Below are 25,476 nucleotides of genomic sequence, written 5' to 3'. Positions count from 1 at the left end.
AACCTGCTGGGTCATGCGGCTCCGTAACCGCTACCTCCTGGTCTCCCGCATCGCCACGGGCGGTATGGGAGAGGTCTGGCGTGCCCGTGACGAGCTGCTCGGGCGCGAGGTGGCGGTGAAGATCCTGCGCAGCCACATCTACGCCGACCCCACGTTCCGCGAGCGGTTCAGGAACGAGGCGCGGCTCACCGCGGCGCTGGCCGACCCCGGCGTGGCGCAGATCTTCGACTACGGCGAGCAGAGCGACCTCGCCTACCTCGTCATGGAGCTGGTGCACGGCGAGCCGCTGTCGGCCATCCTGGCGCGCAACGGCGCGCTCGGGCCCGAGGTCACCCTCGACGTGGTGCACCAGACCGCCAAGGCGCTGCACGCGGCCCACTCCGCCGGGATCATCCACCGCGACATCAAGCCGGGCAACCTGCTGGTCACCCCCGAGGGGTCGATCAAGGTGACCGACTTCGGCATCGCGCGTGCCCTGGAGGCGGCGCCGGTGACGCAGACCGGCACGGTGCTGGGCACCGCCCAGTACGTCAGTCCCGAGCAGGCGCAGGGTTTCCCGCTGACTCCTTCGACGGACCTCTACTCGCTGGGCGTGGTGGCGTACGAGTGCCTGGCGGGGCGCACGCCGTTCCGTGCCGACAGCCAGGTGGCGATCGCGCTGCTGCACCTCAACGAGCAGCCGCCGCCGCTCGGCGCCGACGTGCCGGCCGCGGTGCGCGAGCTGGTCATGGGGCTGCTGGCCAAGGAGCCCGCGCAGCGGCCCGGGTCGGCGATCGAGGTGGCCGATCGGGCGTACGTGCTGCGCGAGTCGCTGGCGGGGGCGGTGCACGGCGCCGCCGAGCTCAGCATGCTGACCGACCCGGGGGGCTTCCGCGTCCGCGAGCCGGCCCCCGAGGACGAGCTGGCCACCGACAACCTCGACCCGGCCACGCTCCAGGAGGGCCCGCGGAAGAAGCGGCGCAGGGGCGCGCGGACGCTCGCGCTGGTGGCCGCGGCGGGCTGCGTGGCGGCGGTGGGGCTGACGGCCATCACGTTCGCCGATCCGCAGCGGCCGCAGGCGACTCCCGAGGTGGCCGAACCGACACAATCGCCTACCGTGAAGGCCACGCCGACCCGGCAGAAGCCCCGCCCGTCGAAGACGAAGAGCACGCGGCGACCGCCGGTTGTTACGGTGAGGACACCGAGGCCGATACCCTCACGGTCGGCTACGGTAAGCACGTCGGCTACTCCCACCAAGAAGCCGACGCCGACGAAACCGCCCCCGACCACCACCCGGACACCAACCCCCACCCCGACCCCAACGCCCACCACGACACCGACGACACCGACACCCACCGCCACGCCGGATCCGGGTGAGACAAACCCGCCCAAAGAGGAGACGTGATGCGCCATGGGGTCGATGATGGACACCGGCGGCCCCGCGAGCCGGCCGGTACCCAAGATGAACGGTAAGGGACAGTGCAGGAAATGACTCAGCCTCGGCTACTCGGAGGTCGCTACGAGCTCGACGGTGTCGTCGGGCGCGGCGGCATGGCCGAGGTGTATCGCGCCCGAGACATCCGGCTGGACCGCATAGTCGCGATCAAGACCCTCCGGTCCGACCTGGCGCGAGACCACACCTTCCAGGCCCGGTTCCGCCGTGAGGCGCAGTCGGCGGCCTCACTGAACCACCCGGCCGTGGTCGCGGTCTACGACACCGGCGAAGACGTCACCGACGGCACCCCCGTGCCGTACATCGTGATGGAATACGTCGACGGGCGGACGCTGCGCGACCTGCTGCGCCAGGACAGGCGGCTGCTGCCCGAGCGCGCGGTCGAGCTGGTCGACGGCATCCTGCGGGCGCTCGACTACAGCCACCGCGGCGGCATCGTCCACCGCGACATCAAGCCGGCCAACGTGATGATCACCCGCGCCGGCGACGTCAAGGTGATGGACTTCGGCATCGCCCGCGCGATGGCCGACTCCGCGGCCACGATGACGCAGACCGCGCAGGTGATAGGCACCGCCCAATACCTGTCGCCCGAGCAGGCCCGCGGCGAGCGGGTCGACGCGCGCAGCGACATCTACTCCACCGGCTGCGTGCTGTACGAGCTGCTGACCGGCCAGCCGCCGTTCACCGGCGACTCCCCCGTCGCGATCGCCTACCAGCACGTGCGCGAGGAGCCCATCCCGCCGTCGCAGATCGACCGCGAGATCCCGGCGTGGGCCGACGCCATCGTGCTCAAGGCCATGGCGAAGGACCCGGCCCAGCGCTACCAGAGCGCGGGCGAGATGCGGGCCGACATCCAGCGGGCGATGTCCGGCATGCCGACCGACGCCCAGACGATGGCGATGACCGGCACCATGGGTCAGGGCACCCGCATGATGACCGCCACCCATGCGGCCGGCGGCCCGGCCACGCAGCGCACCAACGCGATCCCCGACTACGACTACGACGAGGGCGGCGGCCGCGGCGGCCGGCGCAGGGCTTCGGGTGGCGGCGGCAACAACGCCGTCAAGACCGCCCTGTGGATCGTCATCCCGCTGCTCATCATCGGCGCGTTCATCACGGTGGGCTACGTCGTCTTCAGCGGGAAGGACACCCCGGCCGACACGAAGGTGGCGATCCCGTCGCTGGTGTCGCAGGAGCGCTCCTACGCCGAAGCGGAGCTGAAAAAGCTCGGGCTGGTGCCGGAGGTCGTGCAGAAGGCCAGCTCCGACGTGGAGAAGGGCGCGGTCATCGAGACCGACCCGCCCGCCGACACCACGGTCGAGAAGGGCGCCACGGTCAAGCTGATCGTGTCCAAGGGCCCTGAGAAGATCAAGGTGCCCGACGGCCTCGTCGGCATGAGCTCGGAGGACGCCCAGAAGGTCCTCGAAGAGGTGGGCCTGCGCGGCGTCATCAAGACCCGCAACTCCTCCAAGGAGCAGGGCACGGTCATCGCCACCGATCCCAAGCCCGGCGATGAGCTGGAGAAGGGCGGCTCGGTCACCCTCTTCGTGCCGAAGGAGCTGCGTGAGGTGCCCAGCGTCATCGGGCTCACCCAGCAGGACGCCACGGCTCAGCTGAAGTCCGCGGGCTTCAAGGTCAAGGCCTCCCCGCAGCCGGCGCAGGAGCCCGAGGGCACCGTCGTGCAGCAGAACCCGGGTGAGGGCACCAAGCTGCTGCCGGGCACCACGATCACGATCACGGTGTCCACCGGTCCCCAGGACACCGCGCCGCCGCCGACGGACGACCAGCCGACCGACGACTTCCCGCCGGACGACCAGCCGACCGACGACTTCCCGCCGGACGAGGAGGAGCCGCCGACGGACAACCCGATCGGCGACGAGGGCCTCGGTGGCGGTCTGCACGGTGACGGCTGGCGCAACCGCTGAGACACGCTGAAAGCCGCCTCTCCTGCGCGGAGGGGCGGCTTTCGCGCTGCCGGGCTCGCTGAGGCCCGTGAGCGGCTGCGCGCATGAGAAAGCCCCGCGGTGAGCGGGGCCGGACATGGAAACGCCCCCGCCGCTCGGGGGCAACGGCGGGGACGCTCACTGGTACGTCGCTCTACGCGAGACGTTTGTTACACCATTTTTTGCAGCCAATTCCCCAGCAACCGATGACCGTGCTCGGACAGCACCGATTCCGGGTGGAACTGGATGCCCTCGATGGGCAGCTCGCGGTGCCGCAGCCCCATGACGATCCCGTCGGCGGTGCGGGCCGTCACGTCGAGCACGGCGGGCACGGTCTCGGGCAACACGGCCAGCGAGTGGTAGCGGGTCATGCGCACGGGCGACGGCAGGCGCTCGAACACGCCCCTGCCGTCGTGGCTGATGTCGCTCGTCCTGCCGTGGAACAGCTCGGGAGCGCGTGTCACGGTGGCGCCGAAGGCGACCGCGATGGCCTGGTGGCCGAGGCAGACGCCGAGCAGCGGCCGGCCGGTCTCCGCCGCGTGGCGGACCAGCGGGACGCTCACACCGGCCGCCTCGGGCGTGCCGGGGCCCGGGCTGACGACCACGCCGTCGAAGCCGTCGGCGTCGTGCACGCGGACGCCGTCGCGGGGCCGGACGTCGCACTCGGCGCCCAGCTCCCGCAGGTATTGCACGATGGTGTGCACGAAGCTGTCGTGATTGTCCACGACCAGCACGCGGCTCATTTCCTCACCGTCACCTCATCGAGCGTCACCGCCGGCTCCATCAGCGGGAACACGACGTACCAGAGTAGGGCCACCGCGGCGAGCACCAGCACGGCGGCCGTCAGCAGGCGGGCGGGCGGGCGGCCGGGCAGCTTGCGCCAGAGCCAGGCGTACATGTCACTCCTCGCGCGGTTCGCTGTGCTTCAGGACGCCGTAGACGATGAGCCGCTCGGCGGCGGAGTACTCGGGGTGGCAGGTGGACAGGGTGATGAAGGCGCGGATGGGCCGGATGTCGGGCTTGCCGGGCACCGGGGCCAGCACCTCGACCTCGTCGGGCCGCACGACGTCCTGGGAGGTGACGCGGTAGGTGTGGCGAGCCTCGCGGGTCTCGACGATGATCTCGTCGTCGCGTTCGAGCTGGTCGATCTCGTTGAACGGGGCCGCGTACGTGGTGCGGTGGCCCGAGAGCACGAAGTTGCCCACCTCGCCCGGCATGGCGCTGTCGGGGTAGTGGCCTGGGCCCTTCTTGAGCTGGTCGGCGCCGACGCCCTCGACGATCGCGTACCGGTAGTCGCGGCCCAGCCGCGGGATGCGCAGCAGCGCGAACGCCTGCCCGGCCGTCGGCTCCGGCGGGGCCGTGCGGCTCTTCTCGGCCGCCAGCTCGCGCTGGAGCAGCAGCTGCTGCCGCTGCGTGTACGCGCCGGTGCCCCAGAGCAGGTACGCGCAGAACAGCATGAGGATCAGGCCCGCGGTGATGCTGGTCTCCCCGAGGGCCCGGAACACGGCCCGCATGCGTTCAGGGTATTCGGCGACGATGCGGGGCCCGGGGATCGCCATGCGATGCGCGTGGCGACTATCCTGGGCCTCACTTCAATTACCCTTACCGAAGAGCCTGCGGATGATCCGGAAGCCCAGGCCCTCAGCAGGAGTTACCCAGTGCCCAAGTCGAAGGCTCGCAAGAAGGCGGTCTACACCCCGCCGCAGAGGTCACAGCAGGTCAAGGTCAGCCCCCGCTGGCTGGCTCCCACGATGGTCGCCGCGTGGATCATCGGAATCCTGTGGATCGCCGTCTATTACGTCGCTCCGCAGGCTCCCTTCTTCAGCGACCTCCAGAACTGGAACCTGCTGATCGGGTTTGTTTTCATCATCTTCGGTGTGGTTCTTTCCACCCGCTGGCGTTAGTTCTTTCCACAGTCTTTTCCACAGCCTGGGGAAGCTCAGCCGACCATGCTTGCTATCGCTGGGACGCGTACCAGCACGAGCGCCACGAGGAGCACCAGCGCTCCAGCGATCGCCAGCCACTGCACCAGCGCCCTGTTGGCCTTCGGCGCGTAGGCCAGCGCCAGGGCCAGGAGCGTGCCGGTGACGAGGCCGCCGACGTGGCCGGTCCAGCTGATGCGCAGACCTGAGAACGCGGGCAGCACGAACGTGATGGCCAGGTTGAGCGCGATGATCACGGCGATGCCGCGCACGTCGAGGTTGAGCCGGCGGCCGACCACGAAGACCGCGCCGAACATGCCGAACACCGCGCCCGACGCGCCCAGCGTGAAGGTGTTGAGCGGGTCGACCCAGAAGCCGAGCACCGAGCCGCCCAGAGCGCTGAGCAGGAAGAGGGCGATGAAGCGGGCGTGGCCGAAGGCGCGCTCCAGGTAGGGGCCGATGACCCAGATCGCCCAGCCGTTGAACAGGATGTGGATGAAGTCCTGGTGCAGGAACGCCGCGGTGATCAGGCGGTAGTACTCGCCGAGCACGGCGACACCGGGCGGCCACATCGCCAGCGCGGCGGTGACGACGTCGCCCACGAGCAGCTGGACGCCGAAGACCAGGGCGATGAGCCCCATGATGGCGTAGGTGACGATCGGAGTGCGCACCAGGCCGCCGCCGAACGTGGACTTGGCCTGGCGGATGGCCTTGTTGCCCTCGGCGACGCACTCGGGGCACTGGAAGCCGACCGCGGCGTCGCGCATGCAGTCGGGGCAGATGGGGCGCTCACAACGCTGACAGCGCACCCACGTCTCCCTGTCGGGGTGCCGGTAGCACGTGGGCACGGCCTCAGCGGGCTGCTCGGGCTGTGGGGGCTGGCTCGGCGGCTGGCTGGTCATGACCGAAGCCTATGGCTTGCGGGGGTATGCCGCGTGAGCCCGCGAACCGGCCGTCCCGCACGGGTGACGCGCCCATCGCGGTTCACCTCGCCCCGCCGCCCTGCGCGGCCGGAGCGACCGTGGGAACGGCGCTCCGGCTGCGCAGGCGCGCAAGCGGCCCTGCCCGTCCTATGAGCAGGCCCCGAGTGGGGGCTGGGGACGGGCGGATCGCGTCAGGCCTGGACGCGGTCGATGGTGACCGACTGCAGGACGACGTCCTCGACCGGGCGGTCGCGGCCGTCGGTGCGGGTCTTGGAGATCCCGTCGACGACCTCCTGGCCCTCGATGACCTCACCGAAGATGGTGTGCTTGCCGTTGAGGTGGGGGGTCGGCCCGACCGTGATGAAGAACTGCGAGCCGTTGGTGCCCTTGCCCATGCGGATGCCGGCGTTGGCCATGGCCAGCAGGTAGGGGCGGTCGAAGCGCAGCTCGGGGTGGATCTCGTCGTCGAACTCGTAGCCGGGGCCGCCGATGCCCTGGCCGAGCGGGTCGCCGCCCTGGATCATGAAGCCGGAGATCACCCGGTGGAAGATGGTGCCGTCGTAGTAGCGCGCGGTGCTCTTCTCGCCGGTGCCCGGGTGGGTCCAGGGACGGGAGCCTTCGGCCAGCTCCACGAAGTTGCGCACGGTTTTCGGCGCCTTGGTGGGGAAGAGTTCCACCTTGATATTGCCGTGATTGGTCTGCAGGTTAGCGATCAGCTTCTCAGCCACGAGACAGCTGCCCCCCTCTATGCACAGGGTTGGAATTGTGGTGTTTTGAGGACTATGGCCTTCCGGCCTACCGAGCCATCCTCCCACGGACGGCCATGATTGAGCCGCCTTGTCCAGGGAAGGTCAGGCTCGGGGCCCCAACGACAGGGGAGGTTGTCGTGTCCCTGACACTGAAGAAACGCCGCGTGGTCATAGAAGTGCCCGCCACGTGGATGGGTCAAGTGAAGACCCGGGCCGCTCAGACCGGCCAGCGTCTCGCACCCATGGCCGACCAGGCCAAGGTGGCCGCGGCGCAACGTATCGAAGACGCCCGCTACTGGGCGGCGCCGCGGCTGGAGTCCGCGGCGCACGGGTTCGAGGAGCAGGTCGCTCCCAAGGTCAGCTCGATGCTGACCGCGGCGGCCCGGCGAATCGATCCCACACCGACACGATCGCGGCGCTGGCCGACGCTCGTGCTGCTGACCGGCCTTGCGGTGGGGACGATCGGTTACATGTTCTACCGCCGCAACGCACAGCAGTGGACCGAGCACATGAAGGACTCCGCCTCCGATGCCTCACGTTGGGTCAATGAGAAGGCGGACAGGACTGCGGAGTCCGCTGACCAGATGGCGGCCAAGGTGTCCAGCAAGTCGGACGAGCACAAGATGTCGTGAGTTCGCCCGTCCTGGGAAGCGCGCCTCCGTCACGTGACGGGGGCGCGCTTCGCATGTGGGGGGCTTGCTGACATACGACCAAGCGCTTGTTAAACCCCGGCATGACGCTTGTGCGGGGCGGCCCACGACCGGGACGTCAACGCCGCGCGCGACATCCTCGCCGCCTCCGGCGAGCTCATGCTGATCGTCGGCTTGGGCGCTGGGGCCGCACCCGTCGTTCACCGAGTGAGCGGCGGCTACTGGTCGGCGCGCTTACAGCTGATCGCGATGGCCTCGGCCGGGGCCCCGGGAGGGGCCTCCGCCAAGCGCTCCGCGATCGCCGCGGCCCGCGCGGGCAGGAACTCCACCGTATCGGCGACCCCGGCGGGGACCCCTTCCTTGAGCGCCTCGACCCGCCCGAACGGCTGCGCCTCCGCGGCCTCGGGACTCGCGATCTCACCGGCCGGCATCGCCCTGGCCGGCAGCGCCCTGGCCAGCTCGACGACCTTGCCGTCCGCGGTCGTGCAGGTCACCTTCACGCCCGGCGCGGGCGAGCGGACCGCGTCGGCCGGGTCGGCGCCGTCGGCCAGCGCGGAGCCGCCCAGGCCGGTGACGGCGAGCACGGCCGCCGCGCCCAGCACCGCGAGACGTCGCTTGAACATGGATTCTCCTTGATCGGAATCGGTCGGACGGCTCCGAGAGTGGCCCCACGCACCTGAAGTGATCCTGAAGGCAGCCGAAACGATCTTCAGCTTCGCTTTAGGTGCGCTGAGGCAGGCTGGGTGGCGTGCGAGTCTTATTGGTGGAGGACGAGGAGCGGCTGGCCGACCTGATCAAGGGCGGGCTGTCCGGCGAGGGCTTCGCGGTCGACGTCGCCCACGACGGGCGCGACGGGCTGTGGCTGGCCACCGAGAACGCGTACGACGTGATCGTCCTCGACGTGATGCTGCCCAGGATGAACGGCTACGCCGTGTGCTCCCGGCTGCGCGAGGCCGGCGACTGGACGCCGATCATGATGCTCACCGCCAAGGACGGCGTGTACGACGAGGCCGAGGCGCTGGACAACGGGGCCGACGACTACCTGGCCAAGCCCTTCTCGTACGTGGTGCTCCTGGCCCGGCTGCGCGCGCTGGTGCGGCGGGGCGGGCGGGAGCGGCCGGTCTCCCTCACCGTCGGCGACCTCGTCATCGACCCGGCCGGGCTGCGCTGCCGCAGGGGCGAGGCGGAGATCGCGCTGACGCCCAAGGAGTTCGCCGTGCTGCACGCGCTCGCCCGGCGGGCCGGCGAGGTGGTCTCCAAGAGCGAACTGCTGGCCCAGGCGTGGGACTTCAGCTACGACGGCGATCCGAACATCGTGGAGGTCTACATCAGCGCGCTGCGCCGCAAGATCGACCTGCCGTTCGGGAAGACGACGCTGATGACCGTGCGCGGCGCCGGGTACCGGCTGGAGGCGGCATGAGGCTGTGGCGGCGGATCTCGCCTGGATTGTCCTCGGTGCGGGTACGGGCGACGGCGGCGGCCACGCTCGTCGTGGCGGTCGCCCTGGGCGCGGCGGCCCTGGTGCTGGTGGTGTCGCTGCGCGGCACGCTGGTGAGCAGCGCCGACGCGGAGGCGGCGAGGAAGGCGACGGCGGCGGCCCCGTACGCGCAGACGCTGGAGCTCACGCCCATCGAACCGATGAGGACGAGCGTGCGCGCGGACGCCTCGACGAGCGCCCCGCAGGAGGGCGTGGCGCTGCGCGTCGCCGACCCCGACGTGCTGCTGACCCGGCGGGCGGCGGCCACGGAGTGGGCCAGGCCGAGCGAGTACGCGGTCGCCGCCGTCGAGGTGGCCACCGCGGACGGCCCCGCCACGCTGCTGTCGCGGGTCTCGCTGGAGGGCGTCGAGCAGGCGCTGCGCACGGTCTATGGCGCGCTGCTGCCCGGCGTGCCTGCCCTGCTGGCGGTGGTGGCCGGGGTGACCTGGCTGTCGGTGGGCCGCGCGCTCGGCCCGGTGGCCGCGATCAGGGCGAAGGTGGCCGACATCACGGCCCGCGACCTGCACAGGCGGGTGCCTGTGCCGCGTTCGAAGGACGAGATCGCGGCGCTGGCGACCACCGTGAACGGCACGCTCGACCGGCTGGAGACGGCCGTGGAGCAGCACAAGCGGTTCGTGGCCGACGCCGCGCACGAGCTGCGCAGCCCGATCGCGACCCTGCGGGCCCGGCTGGAGCTGGCCGAGCCGAGCGAGCTGACCGCCGAGGCGCTGGCCGACGTCGAACGCCTCCAGTCGCTGGCCGCCGACCTGCTCATGCTGGCCAGGCTGGACGCGGGCGAGCCGCTGCGCAGCGGCGAGATCGACCTGGGTCAGGTGGCGGCCGAGGCGGCGCTGCGGGCCAGGCGGCGGCCCGATGTGCGGGTGGAGCTGGACGTCGCGCCTGACGTGGTGCTGCCTGGGTCGAGCGGGCATCTCGATCGTCTGGTGACGAACCTGGTGGACAACGCCGTACGGCACGCGAGCGCGACCGTACGGGTGCGGGTGGCCGCCGAGGACGGGGACGCGGTGCTGGTCGTGAGCGACGACGGGCCCGGCATCCCGGAGGATCAGCGGGAGGCGGTGTTCGGCCGGTTCACCCGGCTGGACGAGGCGCGGGCCAGGGACGCGGGCGGCGCGGGGCTGGGCCTGCCCATCGCCAGGGACATCGCGCACCTGCACGGCGGCACGCTCGTCTACGACGACGCGGGCTTCGTCGCGCGCTTCCCCGCTGAACAGACGGCTGATCAGACGGCTCATCGGACGGCTCATCGGACGGCTGATCAAGCGTCTCATCGGACCGCTGGTCAGGCGTCTCATCGGACCGCTGGTCAGGCGTCTCATCGGACGGCTGGTCAGGCGTCTGAGAAGGCGTCGAGCTGCATGAACGCCCGCTCGACCGCCTGACGGGAGATCTCCTCGGGGTAGGGGAAGAGCCTGATCGAGTCGCGCAGCCCCTCCACGTGGGCCTTCTCGGCCAGCTCGGCGACCAGCGCCAGCTCTTCCTGCTGCGCCCGCGCGTACGCCCGGTCCACGACGGCGCCGTGGCCCGGCACGATCACCGGCTCGGGCATCTCGGCCAGCATCGCGGCCAGCGTGACCGGCCAGTCGAGCGGGTAGGAGTCGCTGAACGCCGGCGGCGCCCCCTCCTCCACCAGGTCACCGGCGAACACCACGCCCGCATCCGGCACCTGCGCCACGATGTCGTTGCTGCTGTGGCCGAGCCCGAAGTGCCGCAGGTGCACGATGCGGCCGCCGATGTCGAGGCTCGCGGCGCTGCTGAACGTGTGGTCGGGCGGCACGATCGTGACCTCTTCCCACTCCTCGCGCTGCTCGGGCCTGCTCCTGATCATGCCCTCGCGCTGCTGCTCGCCGTAGAGCTCGATCTCCTCGGCGCACCGGGTGTGGCCCCAGATCTCGGCGGCGGGGCCGAACATCGCGTTGCCGAAGAAGTGGTCGAAGTGGGAGTGGGTGTTGACGATCGTCCAGGGGTAGGGGGTGACGCGCCGGACGGCCTCGGCCAGGTCGGCGCCCTCGCGGTGGGAGCCCCGGGTGTCGAGCACCAGGCAGTGCCCGTCGCCGACGATCAGCCCCGTGTTCAGGTCGTACGACCGGTGGCGTCGTACGTAGACCCGGTCGCCGATCTCCTGCCACTGCTCGTTCATGGCACCAAACCCTACTTAGTCACGACATGAGCCTCCAGGGGAACGATCAGCCCCGCAGGTACGCCAGCACCGCCAGCACCCGCCGATGCCCGTCGGAGGCGGGCGGCAGGTCGAGCTTGGCGAAGATGTTCGCGATGTGCTTGGCCACGGCCGCCTCCGTGACGTGCAGCTCGGCGGCGATCGAGGCGTTCGCGCGGCCCTCGGCGATCAGGCCGAGCACCTCCAGCTCGCGCGGGGTCAGCCGGGACAGCGGGTCGCGCCGCCGGCGCAGCAGCTGGCGCACCACCTCGGGGTCCACGACCGTGCCGCCCGCGGCCACCCGGTCGAGGGCGTCCACGAACTCGCGTACGTCGCCGATGCGGTCCTTGAGCAGGTAGCCGATGCCGGCGCCGCCGCCCGACTCCAGCAGCTCTGCCGCGTACGTCTGCTCGACGTATTGGCTGAGCACCAGCACCGCCAGCTCGGGAAAGCGCCCGCGCAGCTCCAGCGCCGCCCGCAGGCCCTCGTCCGAGAAGCCCGGCGGCATCCGCACGTCGGTCACCACGGCGTCGGGACGATGCTCGGCCACGGCCTCGACCAGGGCGGGCGCGTCGCCGACCGCGGCCGCCACGGTGTGGCCGAACCGGTCGAGCAGCCCGGCGATGCCCTCGCGCAGCAGCACGGCGTCCTCGGCGATCACCACGCGCACAGGTCCTCCTCGATGATCAGCACGGGATCTCCGTCCGGACGAGCGTCGGGCCGCCCGGCGGGCTCGACAGCGACAGTCTGCCGTCCACCACGGCCAGCCGGTCGGCCAGGCCGGTCAGCCCCGTGCCCTTCGCCGGGTCGGCGCCGCCCTCGCCGTCGTCGCGCACCTCGACGACCAGCGTGCCGCGCTCGACCCGGCCGGTGACCGAGCCGCGGGTGGCGCCGCTGTGCCTGGCCAGGTTCGTCAGCGCCTCGCTGACCACGTAGTAGGCGGTCACCTCGACCGGGGCGGGCAGGCGTTCCGGCAGGTCGAAGTCCACCGCGACCGGCACCGGCGAGCGGCCCGCCACGTCGTGCACCGCCGCCGCGAGCCCCCGGTCGGTGAGCACCTGGGAGTGCACGCCCCTGATCAGTTCGCGCAGCTCGGCGAGCGCTCGCTTGGCCTCGTCGTGCGCCTGCGCGATGAGCCGGCCGAGCTCCGTGTCGGGCGCGAGGTCCAGCTTGGCCACGCCCAGCGTCATGGACAGCGCCACCAGCCGCTGCTGGGCGCCGTCGTGCAGGTCCCGCTCGATCCTGCGCCGCTCCATCTCGAACGCGTCCACCAGCCGGGCCCGCGACCGCAGCACCTCGCTCAGCTCGGAGCCCTGCGGCGCCAGCACCGCGCGGACCATCGCGCCGCGCGCCCCGCTCCAGGCCGTGATCGTGTACGCGGCCACCGGCAGCAGCAGCACCCCCATCACGGACCCCGCCGTACCGGCCACGGCGTTGACGTCGGGCTGCACGACCGGCGTGAGGATGAGCAGCACGGGCCCGCCGAGGGTGAAGGCGAGCATGACGAGGTCGATCCACCACAGCGCCAGCACGGTCATGACCGCGAGCCCCGCCTCCCGCCCGCGCCGGTCCGGCGGTTTCGGCACCTCGACCCGGTCCACAAGACGCAGGCGGGCGCGTTCGAAGGCGGCGACGGGCAGGACGCACAGCGCCAGCGCGGCCGGTCCGGTCACGACGGCCAGGTAGGGCGTCACGCCGGCGCCCAGCGTGGTCGCCGCCACCGTGGCCCCCGCCGCCAGGCCGGGCACCACGCTGGCCAGCAGGTACGCGGCGCCGCGCCACGGCCAGGCGGAGGCCAGGAACGGCCCCGGCCGTCGCGTGAGGGCTTCCAGCGCGGTCCTGTTGAGCATTCTGCGACCGTAACCGCTGGTGAGGGGTGGGGTCAGTAGTGCAGGGTCTAGCTTCTGAACGTCAGGCCCGCGAACTCACCAGAGGTGCGCCAGCGGTCGATGTAGGCGAAGTAGGCCATCGCGCCCTGCGGGTGCCCGACGTTCAGCCACGACTTCAGGCCGAGGTCGCGGCCCTCGTTGTTGTAGTAGCCGGGCGTGCAGTCGGGCGAGCCCATGAGCCGGCCCGGGCCCGACAGCAGCAGCTCGATCCAGGCGTCCTCGGCCTCCCGCGTGGCCTCGACCTGCGTGTGTCCGTGCTCGACGGCGTGCCTGACGATCGCGGCGATGGTCCTGCCCGCCTCGGTGAAGTTGTGCGGGATGTTGGAGATCAGGTTGGCGCCCTGGGCCGGCTGGACGATGAAGACGTTGGGGAAGCCGTGCACGTGCATGCCGTGCAGCGTGCGCATGCCGTCCGCCCAGCGCTCCGACAGCCGCACGCCGCCGCGGCCTTTGATGTCGTAGCCGGCGCGGCGGGTGTAGTCGGTGCCGACCTCGAAGCCGGAGGCGTAGATGACGCAGTCCACCTCGTACTCGCGGCCGGCCGCCACCACGCCCCGCTCGGTGATCCGCTCGACGCCCTTGCCGTCGGTGTCGACCAGGTGGGTGCCCGGCTGGTTGAACGCCTGGAGGTATTCGTCGTGGAAGCAGGGCCGCTTGCAGAGCTGGCGGTACCACGCCTTGAGCCGCCGCGCGGTCTCCGGGTCGCGGACGACGGCGTCCACCCGGGCCCTGATCTCCTCCATCTTCTCGAAGTCGGCGTCCTCGAACGCGGCCAGCACGCTCTCCTGCGTCACCTGGCCGGGCGGCAGCGCGCTGATCTTCGCGCGGAAGCGGCGGGCGATGTCGGTCCAGCCGTCCATCACCAGGTCCTCGTCGGCCAGGCCGCCGGTCTGGTTGGCGGTGAAGTTCTCCAGCCAGCGCTGCTGCCAGCCGGGCGTCGCGATCGAGGCGAACCACTCGGGGTCGGTGGGCCGGTTGGCGCGGACGTCGACGGAGGAGGGCGTGCGCTGGAAGACGTACAGCTCGCGGCAGGCCCTGGCCAGGTGCGGCACGCACTGGACGGCCGTCGCGCCGGTGCCGATGAGCGCCACCCGCTTGTCGCCCAGCCGGTCGAGGGGCGCGCCCGAGGGGTCGCCGCCGGTGTAGGCGTAATCCCAGCGGCTGGTGTGGAAGGAATGTCCGGCGAAGTGGTCGATGCCGGGGATGCCGGGCAGTTTAGGGACGTGCAGCGGGCCGATGCCCATGGCGACGAACCGGGCGGTGAACGCGTCACCGCGGTCGGTGCGGATGAGCCAGCGGGAGCGGGCCTCGTCCCACTCCAGGTCCAGGACCTCGGTGTGGAAGAGGGCGTTGTCGTACAGGCCGAAGTGCTTGCCGATGCGGCGGCAGTGCTCCAGGATCTCGGGGGCGTGCGCGTACTTCTCGGTCGGCATGTGGCCGGTCTCTTCGAGCAGCGGCATGTAGACGTACGACGCCGTGTCGCACTGCGCGCCCGGGTAGCGGTTCCAGTACCACGTGCCGCCGAAGTCGCCACCCTTCTCCACGATGCGCACGTCGGTGACGCCGGCCTCCTTGAGCCGGGCGCCGGTGAGCAGCCCGGCGAGACCGCCGCCGATGAACGCGACCGTCACGTGGTCGGTTTTCGGCGGGCGCTCGGTGACGGGGGTGTAGGGGTCTTTGAGGTAGTGGGCGAAGCGGCCGGTCAGGCGGATGTACTGGTCGTTGCCGTCGGGCCTGAGCCGCTTGTCGCGCTCTTCGCGATATCTGCGGCGGAGTGCGTCCTTGTCGAAGGCGGGGCGGTCGGCGACGGTCATGCATCCCCTCCGGCGGCGTGCGGCTGCTCCGGAACCTATTTTCAGAATGGCATTCGGAAATAGCTACCACAAGCACGAAAAAATACGGCATTGACGGCCATATCACGCAAGTGTCAAGATCTTGCCCACCAAGAGTGGCGAGTGGGACTCAGGTTGACGTGCGTGTCCCTCGCCCGCAGTCGTTCGGGGAGTCTCCCCGGCTTGAGATCGAGAGCGAGGAGATGTCGATGAAGAAGAAGAAGCTCGAGGTCAAGATCAGGAAGCTCGAGAAGATCGAGACCACCATCAACCGCGGCGGACAGAGCGGTTGATCTACTGACATACCGGAACCGGTCGGCGTTCGTCCGGCCGGTTCCGCTTTTCAGGGACTGGAAGGAGAAGGTGACGACGTGCGCCTGCCCAGGGTCAAACGCGTGCACCAGCCGTTCCTGCTGCCGGGCAACCGCATCGTCATCGGGCTGTCCCAGTTCGGGGTGGCCTCCGAGATCGCCGACGACGACGAGGGCAGCATCGCCGCGATCGTGACCCTCATGGACGGCACCAGGACGGTCGACCAGATCTGCGCCGACTTCACCGCGACCCGTCCCGACGTGGACGACGACAGCGTACGCGAGGTCATCGACGGCCTGATCGAGGGCGGCTTCATCGAGGACGCCGGAGCGCCCGTACCGGCGAACCTCACCGAACGCGACCTCGCCCGGTACGCATCGGCCCGCCACTTCTTCAGCTGGATCGACACCACGCCACGGACGTCACCGCACGAGATCCAGTCCAGGATCAAGGCGGCCCGGGTGAGCCTGCTCGGCGTGGGCGGCACCGGATCGGCCGTGGCGGCGGGACTGGTCGCGAGCGGCATCGGCGCGCTGCGGATCGCCGACTTCGACCGCGTCGAGGAGTCGAACCTGACCCGCCAGCTCCTGTACACCGAGTCGGACGTGACCAAGCCCAAGGTCGACCAGGCCGTCGCCCGGCTGCGGGCGATGAACGGCGCGGTCGCGGTGACCGGCAGCGACACCAAGGTGAGCGGCCCCGACGACGTCGTGGAGCTGATGAGCGGCCACGACCTGTTCGTCCTGTGCGCCGACGAGCCCCATCCCGAGATCGTCGCGTGGACCAACGAGGCCGCCCTGCGGACCGGAACCCCGTGGTTCATGAGCCTCTACACCGGGCCGATGGTCGTCGTGGGCTCGTTCGTGCCCGGCGAGACCGGCTGCTGGGCCTGCCTGGACCGGCAGGAGGAGGCCCGCAAGGAGAAGGAGCTGGGGCGGCTGCTGCCCGAGTCGCGGCCGAACGCGGTGGTCGCGGCCAGCGCGAACATCAGCGGCCACCTCTGCGCGCTGGAGGTGCTGTACCAGCTCGGCGGCCTGCCGGCGCAGACCCGCGGCCGGGTCTTCCACTGGAACATGGCCGTCTGGGACCACCAGTACTTCATCGACGTCCCGCGCGACGACGACTGCCCGATGTGCGGGCCGGGGGCGGGGTGAGCGTCCCGGCGGCCGCGGTCGGCGCGGGCAGCGTCGTACGCCTGCACCCGCTCGTCGTCCGTCCCGACGACGACGATCCGGAGATGATCGTGGCCGGCCGCCCGGACCTCGGCGAGTTCGTCGAGCTGCCCGCGGTGTGCGGCGAGGTGATCCGGCTGCTCGGCGAGGGACGCCCTGTCGCCGACGTCGAAGCCGTCATCGCCGACGAGCACGACGTCGAGCTGGACGTGGCCGACTTCGTGGAGTCGCTCGCCGACCTCGAGTTCGTGGCCGAGATCGACGGGTCGCCGCTGCCGGGGACCGCGCCGAAGCCCGCCCACTTCCCCGGCATCACCGAGCGGCACGTACGGTGGATCTTCGCCAGGCCCGTCAGGCTGGCCTGGCTCGCCGTCGTCGCGGCCGCGGCGCTGACCGTCGTCGTGCGGCCGGAGCTGTTCCCCCATCACCGTGACTTCTTCTGGAGCGAGTACACCGGGCTCTCCGTGCTGGTCAACACGGCCTTCTTCTCGGCACTCGCGAGCGTGCACGAGATGATGCACCTGCTGGCGGCGCGTTCGCTCGGCGCTCCCGCACGCATCGCGTTCGGCACCCGGCTGCACTACCTCGTCGTGCAGACCGACGTCACCGCCATCTGGGGGGTGCCCCGCAGGCACCGCTACCGCGTGTACCTGGCCGGGATGGCCTCCGACCTCTTCCTCGTCGCCACGATGCTGCTGGCCGTGGCGTACCTGCCGCTGCCGGGCTTCGCCGATGCGCTGCTGCGGGCCTTCATCCTGACCGCGCTGCTGTCCCTGCCCCTCCAGGCCCAGATCTACATGCGCACCGACCTCTACTTCGTGCTGCGCGACCTGCTCCGGTGCAAGGACCTGTTCGGGGACGGGCTCCGCTACGTCCGGTACCTGCTCGCCCGGGCGGTCACCCCGTTGCGGAAGCCCGCATCGCCGGCCGCCGACCCCACCGGTGAGCTGGCCCCGCACGAGCGGCGGGCCGTGCGGATCTACGCCGTCGCCCTCGCCGTGGGCGGTTCCGTCACGCTGACGGTCTTCGCCTTCTACGGCGGCCCGATCATCATCAACGGGCTGGTCCACGCGCTGGCCGCCGTCTGGGCCGGCCTGCACGGCGGGCCCGCGATCGCCGCGATCGACGCCGCGCTGCTCATCCTGGTCGAGGGCGGCATCCAGGTGATGTTCCTGGTGACGTTCTTCCGGACGCGCCGCCCGTGGCTCCGCCGGTCATAACGACCACGAGCGCTGACCGGGATGTCCACTATTGTGTGGTCGCGGGACTCACGAGGAAGCGGATCCGTCTTGGCCCATCGCGCACTGGTCATCGCCCTGTTGCCGGCGATCGGGCTGCGCGTGCTCGCCGTGCTGGGCTTCCCTCCGGCCATCCTGTTCTACGGCGACTCCTTCGCCTTCCTGCGCGAGGAGCTGACCCCCGGCACGACGCGGCCCTCCGGCTACTCCCTGCTGCTCGCGCTGCTGCGGCCGGCCCACAGCCTGACGCTCGTCACGGTCCTGCAGCACCTGCTCGTGCTGGGGCTCGCCGTCGGCCTGTACGCCCTGCTGCGCCGCCGCGGCCTGCCCGGCTGGGGCGCGACGCTGCTGGTCACCCCGCTGCTCTACGACGAGTTCATGCTGCTCCTGGAGCACATGATCATGGCGGACGCGGTCTTCATCGTGCTCGTCGCCGGCGCCGTCGCGCTGATCACCTGGCGGGTCACCCCCACGACCGCGGCCGTCGGCGGGCTGCTGCTCGGCCTGGCCGGCATCACCAGGACCGTGGGGCTGCCGCTGCTCATCCTGACCGCCGCCTATCTGCTGATCCGCCGCTATGGGTGGCGCCCGCTGGTGGCGCTGCTGGCCGCCGGGACGCTTCCGCTGGGTGCGTACGCGGTCTGGATGAAAGCCGAGAAGGGGACGTACGCGCTGACCGAGGCCGACGGGAACTTCCTGTGGTCGCGCACCATGAGCTTCGCCGACTGCGGGGTGATCAAGCCGCCCGATCGGCTGGCGGTGCTCTGCCCGAACATGCCGGTCGAGGAGCGGCCGTACCCGCCCCACTGGCTGTGGGAGGACTTCTCGCCGCTGCCCAAGGTGCCGGGCACGGCCAACCGCAACAAGCTCGCCGGGGAGTTCGCGCGGGCGGCCATCCTCGCCCAGCCGGGCGAGTACCTCGGCGCCGTGGTGACCGACCTGGGGGAGCTGTTCCGCTGGGAGCGGACCTCCGTCGACGAGAAGACGCCGTACAAGCTGCCCTCATCCGAGCGGCCCATCAGCTCGTCGGTGCGGGGAGTGGCCGAGGCGTACGAAGCCGGGCCCGCCGCCACCCGTGTGGTCGAGCCGTTCGCCGGGTGGCTGCGGGCGTACCAGCGGTTCGGGTACGTGCCGTTCCCGCTGCTCACGCTCGTCCTGGTCGGCGTGCTGGTGGCCGCGCCGCTGCGGCGGCGGTGGGACGCGCTGCTGCCCGGGCTGGCCGCGCTCGCGCTGGTCGCCTCGCCGCCGTTCCTCGCCGCCTTCGACGTCCGGTACGTGATCCCGGCCATTCCGCTGATCTGCCTCGCCGTGGGGCTCGCCTTCGGGCCCCCGACGTCGTTCTTGGCCGGACGCCGGGGTGCTACGGTCCCGGTGGAAGGCCGTACACACGCGATGGGAAGCTATGACGGAGGCAGGGCCGACGGGTGACGCCCTGGTCGAGATGCTGGCGGCGCTGGCCAACCCGCTGCGCCTGCGCATCATCGCCGAGCTGAGCGCCGGGCGCGACTACGTCAGCCACCTGGCCCGCGTCATCGGCGTGAGCCGGCCGCTGCTGCACATGCACCTGCGCCGGCTGGAGGCCGCCGGGCTGATCACCGGCACCCTTGAGCTGTCCGACGACGGCAAGGCGATGAAGTATTACGAGGTCACCGACTTCGACCTGCACCTGACCGCGCCGGCGCTGGCCGAGGCCGCCAAGACCCTCACCAGGCCGGACCCCGAGGAGGGCTCCTAGATGGCACTGTCATGGCCCGAGGTGATCTTCTACCTGGGCGTGCTCGTCCTGGTCACGTTCTTGATCAGTGTGGTCGTCGTGGGCTCGTTCGACGCCCGCAAGTCCCGGCACCAGGCCGACCAGGCTGAGGAGCTGCGCCGGCTGGTGCAGCGGTATGAGCAGCTCGCCGAGAAGACCATGGACGCCCAGCAACGCACCGCCGCCGACCTCGCCGAACTCCGCTCCCGCGCGGCCTCGATCGAACAGATCTTACGGACGGTCGAGTGACGGCTCGGGGTTGAAGCGGGCCACGTAGCGGCGCTGCCAGGGGGTCTCCACGGCGTGGCGGTCGTAGTGGGCGCGGACGTAGGCGACCGCCTCGGCGGGTGGGACGCCGTCGAGGACGGCGAGGCAGGCGAGGGCGGTGCCGGTGCGTCCGCGGCCGCCTCCGCAGGCCACCTCGACGCGCTCCGACGCGGCGCGCTCCCACGCCTCGCGCAGGTCGGCGGCGGCCTGCCGGCGGTCGGACGGCAGCCAGAAGTCGGGCCAGCGCACCCACCGGTGCTCCCAGCCGACGGGCGGCGGGGCCTTGCCCAGCAGGTAGAGGGCGAAGGCTGGCTCGGGGCCCGACGGGAGCGGATGCCGCAGGCCCCTGCCGCGCACCAGCCGCCCGGACGGCAGGCGCAGCACCCCTGGCGCCTCAAGATCCCATGTCATGGCGCGAGCGTAACCCGCCCCACGCGCCGACGGCAGCGACACGACGCCCGTTCCGCGCTGGGCGGACACGCGACGGTCAGGGCTTGCCCGTGAGCCAGGTCGTGGTGAGGTCGGTGACCATCGAGGCGGCGCGGTCGGTCAGGTGGATGTGGTCCACCAGCAGCATGCGGCCACCTGACGCCGCGATCTCGTCCCAGCTGCGGCGTAGCAGGTGGTGCTGGGCCGCGACCGTGAGGGCGAGGGGGAAGCTGAAGGCGTAGGGCGTGCGGGGGCCGGCCTGGCTCAGGGTGTCGGCCATGCGCTCGTACAGGGGGAGGTAGTCGGCGCCCGTCGCGGCGGCGACCTCCTTGATGGCGGCGTTGTAGGCGGGCAGCCGGAGGTTGGGCCCGGCGTCGAGGTCCTCGCCGAGCGGGGGCAGCGACATGAGGGCGACGCGGGCACCGGTGGCTTTGCCGCGCTCGACGAGGGTGCGCAGGTCGGCGCGGTAACGCTCGGGCGGGACGTCGTCGCGTACGTCGTTGGTGCCGATGAGCAGCGTGACGGCGGCCGGGCGGCAGGCGACGACGTCGGTCTCGACGCGGGCCAGCAGGTCGGCGACCTTGTTGCCGTTGACGCCGGCGTTGACCACCTCGTACGCGGGATGCCGCGCCCGCACCGCCCCCACCCAGTCGGCGCCCAGCGAGCCCTGCGTCATGCTGGCCCCGGCCGCCACCAGGCGAGGCCGGGTGGGCTCGGCGCCGCAGGCGGCGGACGGCGGGTTGTCGGGCGCCCGCAGGAAGGTCAGCCAGCCGACCACCCCGGCGGTCCCGAGCACGAAGACGAGCAGCGTGCTCAACGTGATGGTCACCGGGCGCACGACGGCACCCCCGAGAAGAGATCCATCTGAAGACTCCTATGGTGAGTAAACGCTCACTAACTTGTCCGGCGATGCTAGTGAGCGTTTACTAACCACGTCAAGCGCCGCCGAATGGGACCGGATGTGACATGGGAACGAGGGATGTCATCCTGGACGCCGCCGCCGCGGTGATGGCCGAGCACGGCCTGGCCAACGCGACGACCAGGCAGATCGCGCGCAAGGCCGGCTTCACCGAGGCCGCCCTCTACAAGCACTTCGCCAACAAGGCCGACCTGCTGGTGGCCGTCCTGCGTGAGCGCTCCCCCGGCTTCGGCGCGCTGGCGGCGGCGCTCCAAGGCGGAGCCGGGCTGGAGAAGGACCTGACCGCCGTGGCCGGAGCGGCGATCGCGTTCTACCGAGCCGGGTTCCCGATGCTCGCCTCGATCTTCGCCGACCCCGGCACACTGTCCGCACACAAGGAGGAGTTGCACCGGCAGGGCGCGGGCCCGCACAAGGCGAACGAGGCCGTGGCCGCCTACCTGCGCCGTGAGCAGGAGGCCGGCCGGGTGTGCGCCGGCGCCGACGTACGGGCGGCGGCGGGCCTGCTGCTGGGCGCCTGCTTCCAGTACGCCTTCCTGGAGCACATGTCGCCATCGGGCCAACGCGACGACGACGAGGCGGCGGCGGGTTTCGTCCGCGCCCTGCTCGACTCGCTGACCCCGTGATCCAAGGAGCGGTCAAAGTTCCTTGAGACGACACTAAGATTGCATTATTCGTTATCTTGTATCGTTCGCGTTTAGGTGATTAGGTTGGGCGCTATGACCGCACCCCAGACGCCGACCGGCGCCGAGGAGCTACGCAGCGTCGGGCTGCGGGTGACCGCCGCCCGGGTCGCGCTGCTCGAGACCGTCCGCGACGGTGACCACCTCGACGTCGAGGCCATCGCCTCCGGGGTGCGCGACCGCGTCGGCCACATCTCGCTGCAAGCCGTGTACGAGGCGCTCAACGCGCTCACGGCCGCTGGCCTCGTCCGCCGCATCGAGCCGGCGGGCAGCCCGGCGAGATACGAGGGCCGGGTCGGCGACAACCACCACCACGTCGTCTGCCGCGTCTGCGGCGCCGTGGCCGACGTCGACTGCGCCGTCGGACACGCGCCGTGCCTGCACGCGTCCGACGACCACGGCTTCACCATCGACGAGGCCGAGGTCATCTACTGGGGCCTGTGCCCCGATTGTTCCACCGCCACCAGCAGCTCTTGAGCACCCTGAGTCACATAGTCCGGAGGGATTCCCATTGTCTGAGAACCACGACGCGATCGTCACAGACGCGAAGACAGAGGATGGAGGCGGCTGCCCGGTAGCCCACCGCGCGCTCCACCCCACCCAGGGCGGCGGCAACCGTCAGTGGTGGCCTGAGCGGCTCAACCTGAAGATCCTGGCGAAGAACCCGGCCGTGGCCAACCCCATGGGCGAGGACTTCGACTACGCCGAGGCGTTCAAGAGCCTCGACCTGCCGGCCGTCAAGCGCGACATCGCCGAGGTGCTGACCACCTCCCAGGACTGGTGGCCGGCCGACTTCGGGCACTACGGGCCGCTCATCATCCGGATGGCCTGGCACAGCGCGGGCACCTACCGCATCAGTGACGGCCGCGGCGGCGCCGGCGCAGGACAGCAGCGCTTCGCCCCGCTCAACAGCTGGCCCGACAACGGCAACCTCGACAAGGCCCGCCGCCTGCTGTGGCCGGTCAAGAAGAAGTACGGCAAGAAGCTGTCCTGGGCCGACCTGCTGATCCTGGCCGGCAACGTGGCGCTGGAGTCGATGGGCTTCAAGACGTTCGGCTTCGCCGGCGGCCGCGAGGACGTGTGGGAGCCGGAGGAGGACGTCTACTGGGGCCCCGAGACCACGTGGCTCGGCGACGAGCGCTACACCGGTGACCGCGAGCTGGAGAACCCGCTCGGCGCCGTCCAGATGGGCCTCATCTACGTCAACCCCGAGGGCCCCAACGGCAACCCCGACCCGCTGGCCGCCGCCCGCGACATCCGCGAGACGTTCCGCCGCATGGCGATGAACGACGAGGAGACGGCCGCGCTGATCGCCGGCGGTCACACGTTCGGCAAGACCCACGGCGCCGGCCCCGCCGAGCACGTCGGTCCCGACCCCGAGGCCGCGCCGCTGGAGGAGCAGGGTCTCGGCTGGCGCAACTCGTACGGCACCGGCAAGGGCGGCGACGCCATCACCAGCGGCCTCGAGGGCATCTGGACCCCCACCCCGATCCAGTGGGACAACAGCTTCCTCGAGACCCTGTACGGCTACGAGTGGGAGCTGTTCAAGAGCCCCGCGGGCGCCTGGCAGTGGCGGCCGAAGGACGGCGCCGGCGACGGCACCGTCCCCGACGCCCACGACCCGGACAAGCGGGTGGCCCCGACCATGCTCACCACCGACCTGTCGCTGCGGGTCGACCCGATCTACGAGCAGATCACCCGGCGCTGGCTCGACCACCCCGACGAGTTCGCCGACGCGTTCGCGCGGGCCTGGTTCAAGCTGACCCACCGCGACATGGGCCCGGTCGTGCGCTACCTCGGCCCCGAGGTGCCCGGCGAGACGCTGATCTGGCAGGACCCGCTGCCCGAGCGGACGTACGAGCTGATCGACGCCGGTGACGTCGCCACCCTCAAGGCCCAGATCCTGGCCTCCGGCCTGTCGGTCTCCGAGCTGGTCTCCACCGCGTGGGCGTCGGCCTCGTCCTTCCGCGGCAGCGACAAGCGCGGCGGCGCCAACGGCGCCCGCATCCGCCTGCAGCCGCAGGCCGGGTGGGAGGTCAACGACCCCGACAGGCTCGCGACCGTGCTCGGCACGCTTGAGGGCATCCAGAAGGCGTTCAACGGCGCGCAGACCGGCGGCAAGCAGGTCTCGCTCGCCGACCTGATCGTGCTGGCCGGCAACGTCGGCGTCGAGAAGGCCGCCAAGGACGCGGGCTTCGAGATCGAGGTGCCGTTCCGTCCCGGTCGTGTGGACGCCACGCAGGAGCAGACGGACGTCGAGTCGTTCGCAGCGCTCGAGCCGACGGCCGACGGCTTCCGCAACTACCTGGGCAAGGGCAACCGGCTGCCGGCCGAATACCTGCTCATCGACCGCGCCAACCTGCTGACGCTCAGCGCGCCCGAGATGACCGTCCTGGTCGGCGGCCTGCGCGTGCTCGGCGCCAACCACCAGCAGTCCCAGCACGGCGTCCTCACCACGACGCCCGGCACGCTGACGAACGACTTCTTCGTCAACCTGCTCGACCTGGGCACCACCTGGACGGCGACGTCCGGCGACAGCAGCACCTTCGAGGGCCGCGACGCCGCCACCGGCGAGGTCAAGTGGACCGGCACCCGCGCCGACCTGGTCTTCGGCTCCAACTCGGAGCTGCGGGCGGTCGCCGAGGTGTACGCCTGCGACGACGCCAAGGAGAAGTTCGTCAAGGACTTCGTGGCCGCGTGGGACAAGGTCATGAACCTCGACCGGTTCGACCTGGCCTGATCGCTCGGTCTCACGGGCCCGTCACCTTCGAGGTGGCGGGCCCGCCCTTTTTGTTCGAGGTGGCGGGCCCGGCCCTTTTTGTACGGCGGGCGTCAGGTGATGGTGATCTTGCCGATGCCGAGCGTGGTCCGGGAGGGCAGGATGCCCGACTCGAACACCGCACCGAGCAGCGGCAGGTTCAGCTGCGCGAGCAGCGCGGCACGCTCCTCGCCGAGCGCCTTCCAGGGACCGGCGGCGAGCTGGTCGGTGTGGCGTTCGACCCGGTTGCGCAGGGCGTGGCCCTCCGGGGTGGCCAGGCCGTCGGCGTCCACGAGCCCCCTGGCGGCCAGCCGCTCACGGGCGGCGCCCCACTCCTCCTCGCTCCACCCGCGTCCGGCGAAGTCGGCGACCGGGGCGGCCCCCACGGCGGCGAACGACACCAGCGCCTCGCACCCGTCGAGCCCCGCGGCCTGCAACGCCGTCAGATGCCCGTCGCCGCGGTGCTCGCGCAGCACCGTGTACGCCTGCCACAACCGCACGTGCGGCTCGTCGGGCCAGGGCAGCGCCAGGTTGGCGGCGGCCAGCGGCCGGTGCGCGACGTCGGCGCTCTCCGCCGCCCTGACCGCCAGCTCCGCCGCCTCGGCCAGCGGCTTCACGTCGTCCACGAGGGCGCGGATCGTCCGGTCCACGGCTCGCAGGCGGGCTTGGAGCACCTGCTCGGGGGAGGCCGTCTCCCAGATCGACGGGACGTACTCGGCGATCATGGCCGGGCTGAAGCTGTAGTAGGTGGCCGCGACCAGGCCGCGCCCCGCGGCGCCGAGCACCGCCGTACGCCAGGCGAAGTAGCTCGGCCAGCGTGGCTCGACGGCGTAGCCGAGCGCGGCGGCCTCCTCGAACGCCTCCTTGCTGAAGTAGAGCGGCGCGTGCACCGGCTCGATCTGGTGCCACATCTGCCGGGCGAGCTGGTCGAAGGTCACGAAGGATCCTCACT

General features: G+C 71.2%; 28 protein-coding genes. 15 read left to right on the top strand and 13 right to left on the bottom strand.

The window, feature by feature from the left end; all coding sequences use genetic code 11:
- Window positions 1-13 precede the first annotated feature (13 nt).
- Entirely contained in the window at window positions 14-1,384 is a 1,371-nt protein-coding gene (locus AB0K12_RS25840) for a protein kinase (protein WP_364566174.1), read from the top strand.
- 83 nt (window positions 1,385-1,467) lie between these two features.
- Window positions 1,468-3,357 carry a Stk1 family PASTA domain-containing Ser/Thr kinase gene (pknB, locus tag AB0K12_RS25835; RefSeq protein WP_364566171.1) on the top strand — a complete coding sequence of 630 codons (1,890 nt, stop codon included), beginning with the start codon at window positions 1,468-1,470 and terminating at the stop codon, window positions 3,355-3,357.
- A gap of 188 nt (window positions 3,358-3,545) precedes the next feature.
- Here the strand turns inward: pknB and AB0K12_RS25830 are convergent, their stop codons facing one another.
- The 3 genes from AB0K12_RS25830 to AB0K12_RS25820 are packed head-to-tail and all read right to left on the bottom strand — an operon-like array spanning window position 3,546 to window position 4,889.
- Window positions 3,546-4,118 (bottom strand): gamma-glutamyl-gamma-aminobutyrate hydrolase family protein, encoded by a 573-nt coding sequence (locus tag AB0K12_RS25830; RefSeq protein ID WP_364566168.1) that lies wholly within the window; start codon window positions 4,116-4,118, stop codon window positions 3,546-3,548.
- Window positions 4,115-4,273, bottom strand: coding sequence for a hypothetical protein (locus AB0K12_RS25825; protein ID WP_345393424.1), 159 nt, complete (start codon window positions 4,271-4,273; stop codon window positions 4,115-4,117). The genes AB0K12_RS25830 and AB0K12_RS25825 overlap by 4 nt, the downstream gene beginning before the upstream one ends.
- 1 nt (window position 4,274) lies before the next feature.
- Window positions 4,275-4,889: a class E sortase gene (locus AB0K12_RS25820; RefSeq protein WP_364566164.1), complete on the bottom strand. Its 615-nt coding sequence runs from the start codon at window positions 4,887-4,889 to the stop codon at window positions 4,275-4,277.
- Window positions 4,890-5,033: 144 nt separating this feature from the next.
- On the opposite strand from AB0K12_RS25820, the gene AB0K12_RS25815 reads away from it, so the two are divergent.
- Window positions 5,034-5,279 carry a cell division protein CrgA gene (locus AB0K12_RS25815; protein WP_364368533.1) on the top strand — a complete coding sequence of 82 codons (246 nt, stop codon included), beginning with the start codon at window positions 5,034-5,036 and terminating at the stop codon, window positions 5,277-5,279.
- Window positions 5,280-5,314: 35 nt separating this feature from the next.
- On the opposite strand, the gene AB0K12_RS25810 is transcribed toward AB0K12_RS25815, so the two are convergent.
- Both AB0K12_RS25810 and AB0K12_RS25805 read right to left on the bottom strand, forming a co-directional pair.
- Window positions 5,315-6,199 carry a rhomboid family intramembrane serine protease gene (locus AB0K12_RS25810; protein ID WP_364566159.1) on the bottom strand — a complete coding sequence of 295 codons (885 nt, stop codon included), beginning with the start codon at window positions 6,197-6,199 and terminating at the stop codon, window positions 5,315-5,317.
- Between the two features lie 212 nt (window positions 6,200-6,411).
- Window positions 6,412-6,948 carry a peptidylprolyl isomerase gene (locus AB0K12_RS25805; RefSeq protein ID WP_364566157.1) on the bottom strand — a complete coding sequence of 179 codons (537 nt, stop codon included), beginning with the start codon at window positions 6,946-6,948 and terminating at the stop codon, window positions 6,412-6,414.
- A 158-nt stretch (window positions 6,949-7,106) separates the two neighbouring features.
- Between AB0K12_RS25805 and AB0K12_RS25800 the strand changes: the two genes are divergently transcribed.
- Window positions 7,107-7,601, top strand: a complete 495-nt coding sequence (locus AB0K12_RS25800) for a YtxH domain-containing protein (protein WP_364566155.1) — start codon at window positions 7,107-7,109, stop codon at window positions 7,599-7,601.
- A gap of 236 nt (window positions 7,602-7,837) precedes the next feature.
- Here AB0K12_RS25800 and AB0K12_RS25795 read toward each other — a convergent pair whose 3' ends face one another.
- Window positions 7,838-8,242 carry a hypothetical protein gene (locus AB0K12_RS25795; RefSeq protein ID WP_364566152.1) on the bottom strand — a complete coding sequence of 135 codons (405 nt, stop codon included), beginning with the start codon at window positions 8,240-8,242 and terminating at the stop codon, window positions 7,838-7,840.
- Between the two features lie 125 nt (window positions 8,243-8,367).
- On the opposite strand from AB0K12_RS25795, the gene AB0K12_RS25790 reads away from it, so the two are divergent.
- Both AB0K12_RS25790 and AB0K12_RS25785 read left to right on the top strand, forming a co-directional pair.
- On the top strand, window positions 8,368-9,039 hold the full coding sequence (locus tag AB0K12_RS25790) for a response regulator transcription factor (RefSeq protein WP_345393401.1): 672 nt from the start codon (window positions 8,368-8,370) through the stop codon (window positions 9,037-9,039).
- Window positions 9,036-10,499, top strand: coding sequence for an ATP-binding protein (locus AB0K12_RS25785; RefSeq protein WP_364566149.1), 1,464 nt, complete (start codon window positions 9,036-9,038; stop codon window positions 10,497-10,499). Before AB0K12_RS25790 ends, AB0K12_RS25785 begins: the two co-directional genes overlap by 4 nt.
- Here AB0K12_RS25785 and AB0K12_RS25780 read toward each other — a convergent pair.
- Genes AB0K12_RS25780 through AB0K12_RS25765 form a run of 4 tightly spaced genes read right to left on the bottom strand, consistent with a single transcriptional unit; the run spans window position 10,448 to window position 14,978 of the window.
- Window positions 10,448-11,257 (bottom strand): MBL fold metallo-hydrolase, encoded by an 810-nt coding sequence (locus tag AB0K12_RS25780; protein WP_364566147.1) that lies wholly within the window; start codon window positions 11,255-11,257, stop codon window positions 10,448-10,450. The genes AB0K12_RS25785 and AB0K12_RS25780 overlap by 52 nt on opposite strands.
- 46 nt (window positions 11,258-11,303) lie before the next feature.
- Window positions 11,304-11,945, bottom strand: coding sequence for a response regulator transcription factor (locus tag AB0K12_RS25775; protein WP_364566144.1), 642 nt, complete (start codon window positions 11,943-11,945; stop codon window positions 11,304-11,306).
- A gap of 16 nt (window positions 11,946-11,961) precedes the next feature.
- Window positions 11,962-13,125 (bottom strand): histidine kinase, encoded by a 1,164-nt coding sequence (locus tag AB0K12_RS25770; protein WP_364566142.1) that lies wholly within the window; start codon window positions 13,123-13,125, stop codon window positions 11,962-11,964.
- Window positions 13,126-13,172: 47 nt separating this feature from the next.
- Window positions 13,173-14,978, bottom strand: coding sequence for an NAD(P)/FAD-dependent oxidoreductase (locus AB0K12_RS25765; protein WP_364566140.1), 1,806 nt, complete (start codon window positions 14,976-14,978; stop codon window positions 13,173-13,175).
- 158 nt (window positions 14,979-15,136) lie between these two features.
- Here AB0K12_RS25765 and AB0K12_RS25760 point away from each other — a divergent pair, with 158 nt between their 5' ends.
- The 6 genes from AB0K12_RS25760 (at window position 15,137) to AB0K12_RS25735 (ending at window position 19,720) form a co-directional block, all read left to right on the top strand.
- Window positions 15,137-15,289 carry a hypothetical protein gene (locus AB0K12_RS25760; protein ID WP_364566137.1) on the top strand — a complete coding sequence of 51 codons (153 nt, stop codon included), beginning with the start codon at window positions 15,137-15,139 and terminating at the stop codon, window positions 15,287-15,289.
- Window positions 15,290-15,367: 78 nt separating this feature from the next.
- Window positions 15,368-16,462, top strand: a complete 1,095-nt coding sequence (locus tag AB0K12_RS25755) for a TOMM precursor leader peptide-binding protein (RefSeq protein ID WP_364566134.1) — start codon at window positions 15,368-15,370, stop codon at window positions 16,460-16,462.
- Complete coding sequence (locus AB0K12_RS25750) at window positions 16,459-17,700, top strand: hypothetical protein (protein ID WP_364566131.1); 1,242 nt, start codon at window positions 16,459-16,461, stop codon at window positions 17,698-17,700. Before AB0K12_RS25755 ends, AB0K12_RS25750 begins: the two co-directional genes overlap by 4 nt.
- Before the next feature lie 69 nt (window positions 17,701-17,769).
- Window positions 17,770-19,146 carry a hypothetical protein gene (locus AB0K12_RS25745; RefSeq protein ID WP_364566128.1) on the top strand — a complete coding sequence of 459 codons (1,377 nt, stop codon included), beginning with the start codon at window positions 17,770-17,772 and terminating at the stop codon, window positions 19,144-19,146.
- Window positions 19,121-19,453 carry a winged helix-turn-helix domain-containing protein gene (locus AB0K12_RS25740; protein ID WP_355415975.1) on the top strand — a complete coding sequence of 111 codons (333 nt, stop codon included), beginning with the start codon at window positions 19,121-19,123 and terminating at the stop codon, window positions 19,451-19,453. Before AB0K12_RS25745 ends, AB0K12_RS25740 begins: the two co-directional genes overlap by 26 nt.
- Window positions 19,454-19,720: a hypothetical protein gene (locus AB0K12_RS25735; RefSeq protein WP_364566126.1), complete on the top strand. Its 267-nt coding sequence runs from the start codon at window positions 19,454-19,456 to the stop codon at window positions 19,718-19,720.
- Here the strand turns inward: AB0K12_RS25735 and AB0K12_RS25730 are convergent.
- Window positions 19,703-20,149: a protein phosphatase gene (locus AB0K12_RS25730; RefSeq protein ID WP_364566123.1), complete on the bottom strand. Its 447-nt coding sequence runs from the start codon at window positions 20,147-20,149 to the stop codon at window positions 19,703-19,705. The genes AB0K12_RS25735 and AB0K12_RS25730 overlap by 18 nt on opposite strands.
- 76 nt (window positions 20,150-20,225) lie before the next feature.
- A complete protein-coding gene (locus AB0K12_RS25725; protein ID WP_364566121.1) occupies window positions 20,226-20,996 on the bottom strand; it encodes a GDSL-type esterase/lipase family protein in 771 nt (256 codons plus the stop codon).
- 137 nt (window positions 20,997-21,133) lie between these two features.
- Between AB0K12_RS25725 and AB0K12_RS25720 the strand changes: the two genes are divergently transcribed.
- From AB0K12_RS25720 to katG, 3 genes are all read left to right on the top strand, one after another.
- Entirely contained in the window at window positions 21,134-21,709 is a 576-nt protein-coding gene (locus AB0K12_RS25720; protein WP_364566118.1) for a helix-turn-helix domain-containing protein, read from the top strand.
- Window positions 21,710-21,802: 93 nt separating this feature from the next.
- A complete protein-coding gene (locus AB0K12_RS25715; protein ID WP_345393356.1) occupies window positions 21,803-22,243 on the top strand; it encodes a Fur family transcriptional regulator in 441 nt (146 codons plus the stop codon).
- Window positions 22,244-22,277: 34 nt separating this feature from the next.
- The gene (gene katG, locus AB0K12_RS25710) at window positions 22,278-24,506 is read left to right on the top strand and encodes a catalase/peroxidase HPI (RefSeq protein WP_364566114.1); all 2,229 of its coding nucleotides are present in this window, start codon (window positions 22,278-22,280) and stop codon (window positions 24,504-24,506) included.
- Between the two features lie 92 nt (window positions 24,507-24,598).
- On the opposite strand, the gene AB0K12_RS25705 is transcribed toward katG, so the two are convergent.
- The gene (locus AB0K12_RS25705; protein ID WP_364566111.1) at window positions 24,599-25,462 is read right to left on the bottom strand and encodes a hypothetical protein; all 864 of its coding nucleotides are present in this window, start codon (window positions 25,460-25,462) and stop codon (window positions 24,599-24,601) included.
- Between the last annotated feature and the right edge of the window lie 14 nt (window positions 25,463-25,476).

It is taken from the genome of Nonomuraea sp. NPDC049419 (assembly GCF_040676995.1).
GTDB lineage: Bacteria > Actinomycetota > Actinomycetes > Streptosporangiales > Streptosporangiaceae > Nonomuraea > Nonomuraea salmonea.
The sequence above is the reverse complement of the archived record's forward strand: the minus strand, read 5'-3'. Positions and strand labels throughout refer to the sequence as shown.

Bases quoted from the DNA above. Each gene is read 5' to 3' on its own strand.
- AB0K12_RS25715 (WP_345393356.1), top strand. From the start codon at position 21,803: ATGACCGCACCCCAGACGCCGACCGGCGCCGAGGAGCTACGCAGCGTC.
- AB0K12_RS25795 (WP_364566152.1), bottom strand. From the start codon at position 8,242: ATGTTCAAGCGACGTCTCGCGGTGCTGGGCGCGGCGGCCGTGCTCGCC.
- pknB (WP_364566171.1), top strand. From the start codon at position 1,468: ATGACTCAGCCTCGGCTACTCGGAGGTCGCTACGAGCTCGACGGTGTC.
- AB0K12_RS25810 (WP_364566159.1), bottom strand. From the start codon at position 6,199: ATGACCAGCCAGCCGCCGAGCCAGCCCCCACAGCCCGAGCAGCCCGCT.
- AB0K12_RS25740 (WP_355415975.1), top strand. From the start codon at position 19,121: ATGACGGAGGCAGGGCCGACGGGTGACGCCCTGGTCGAGATGCTGGCG.
- AB0K12_RS25770 (WP_364566142.1), bottom strand. From the start codon at position 13,125: ATGCTCAACAGGACCGCGCTGGAAGCCCTCACGCGACGGCCGGGGCCG.
- AB0K12_RS25765 (WP_364566140.1), bottom strand. From the start codon at position 14,978: ATGACCGTCGCCGACCGCCCCGCCTTCGACAAGGACGCACTCCGCCGC.
- AB0K12_RS25820 (WP_364566164.1), bottom strand. From the start codon at position 4,889: ATGCGGGCCGTGTTCCGGGCCCTCGGGGAGACCAGCATCACCGCGGGC.
- AB0K12_RS25780 (WP_364566147.1), bottom strand. From the start codon at position 11,257: ATGAACGAGCAGTGGCAGGAGATCGGCGACCGGGTCTACGTACGACGC.
- AB0K12_RS25720 (WP_364566118.1), top strand. From the start codon at position 21,134: ATGGGAACGAGGGATGTCATCCTGGACGCCGCCGCCGCGGTGATGGCC.
- AB0K12_RS25840 (WP_364566174.1), top strand. From the start codon at position 14: ATGCGGCTCCGTAACCGCTACCTCCTGGTCTCCCGCATCGCCACGGGC.
- AB0K12_RS25825 (WP_345393424.1), bottom strand. From the start codon at position 4,273: ATGTACGCCTGGCTCTGGCGCAAGCTGCCCGGCCGCCCGCCCGCCCGC.
- AB0K12_RS25735 (WP_364566126.1), top strand. From the start codon at position 19,454: ATGGCACTGTCATGGCCCGAGGTGATCTTCTACCTGGGCGTGCTCGTC.
- AB0K12_RS25830 (WP_364566168.1), bottom strand. From the start codon at position 4,118: ATGAGCCGCGTGCTGGTCGTGGACAATCACGACAGCTTCGTGCACACC.
- AB0K12_RS25730 (WP_364566123.1), bottom strand. From the start codon at position 20,149: ATGACATGGGATCTTGAGGCGCCAGGGGTGCTGCGCCTGCCGTCCGGG.
- AB0K12_RS25785 (WP_364566149.1), top strand. From the start codon at position 9,036: ATGAGGCTGTGGCGGCGGATCTCGCCTGGATTGTCCTCGGTGCGGGTA.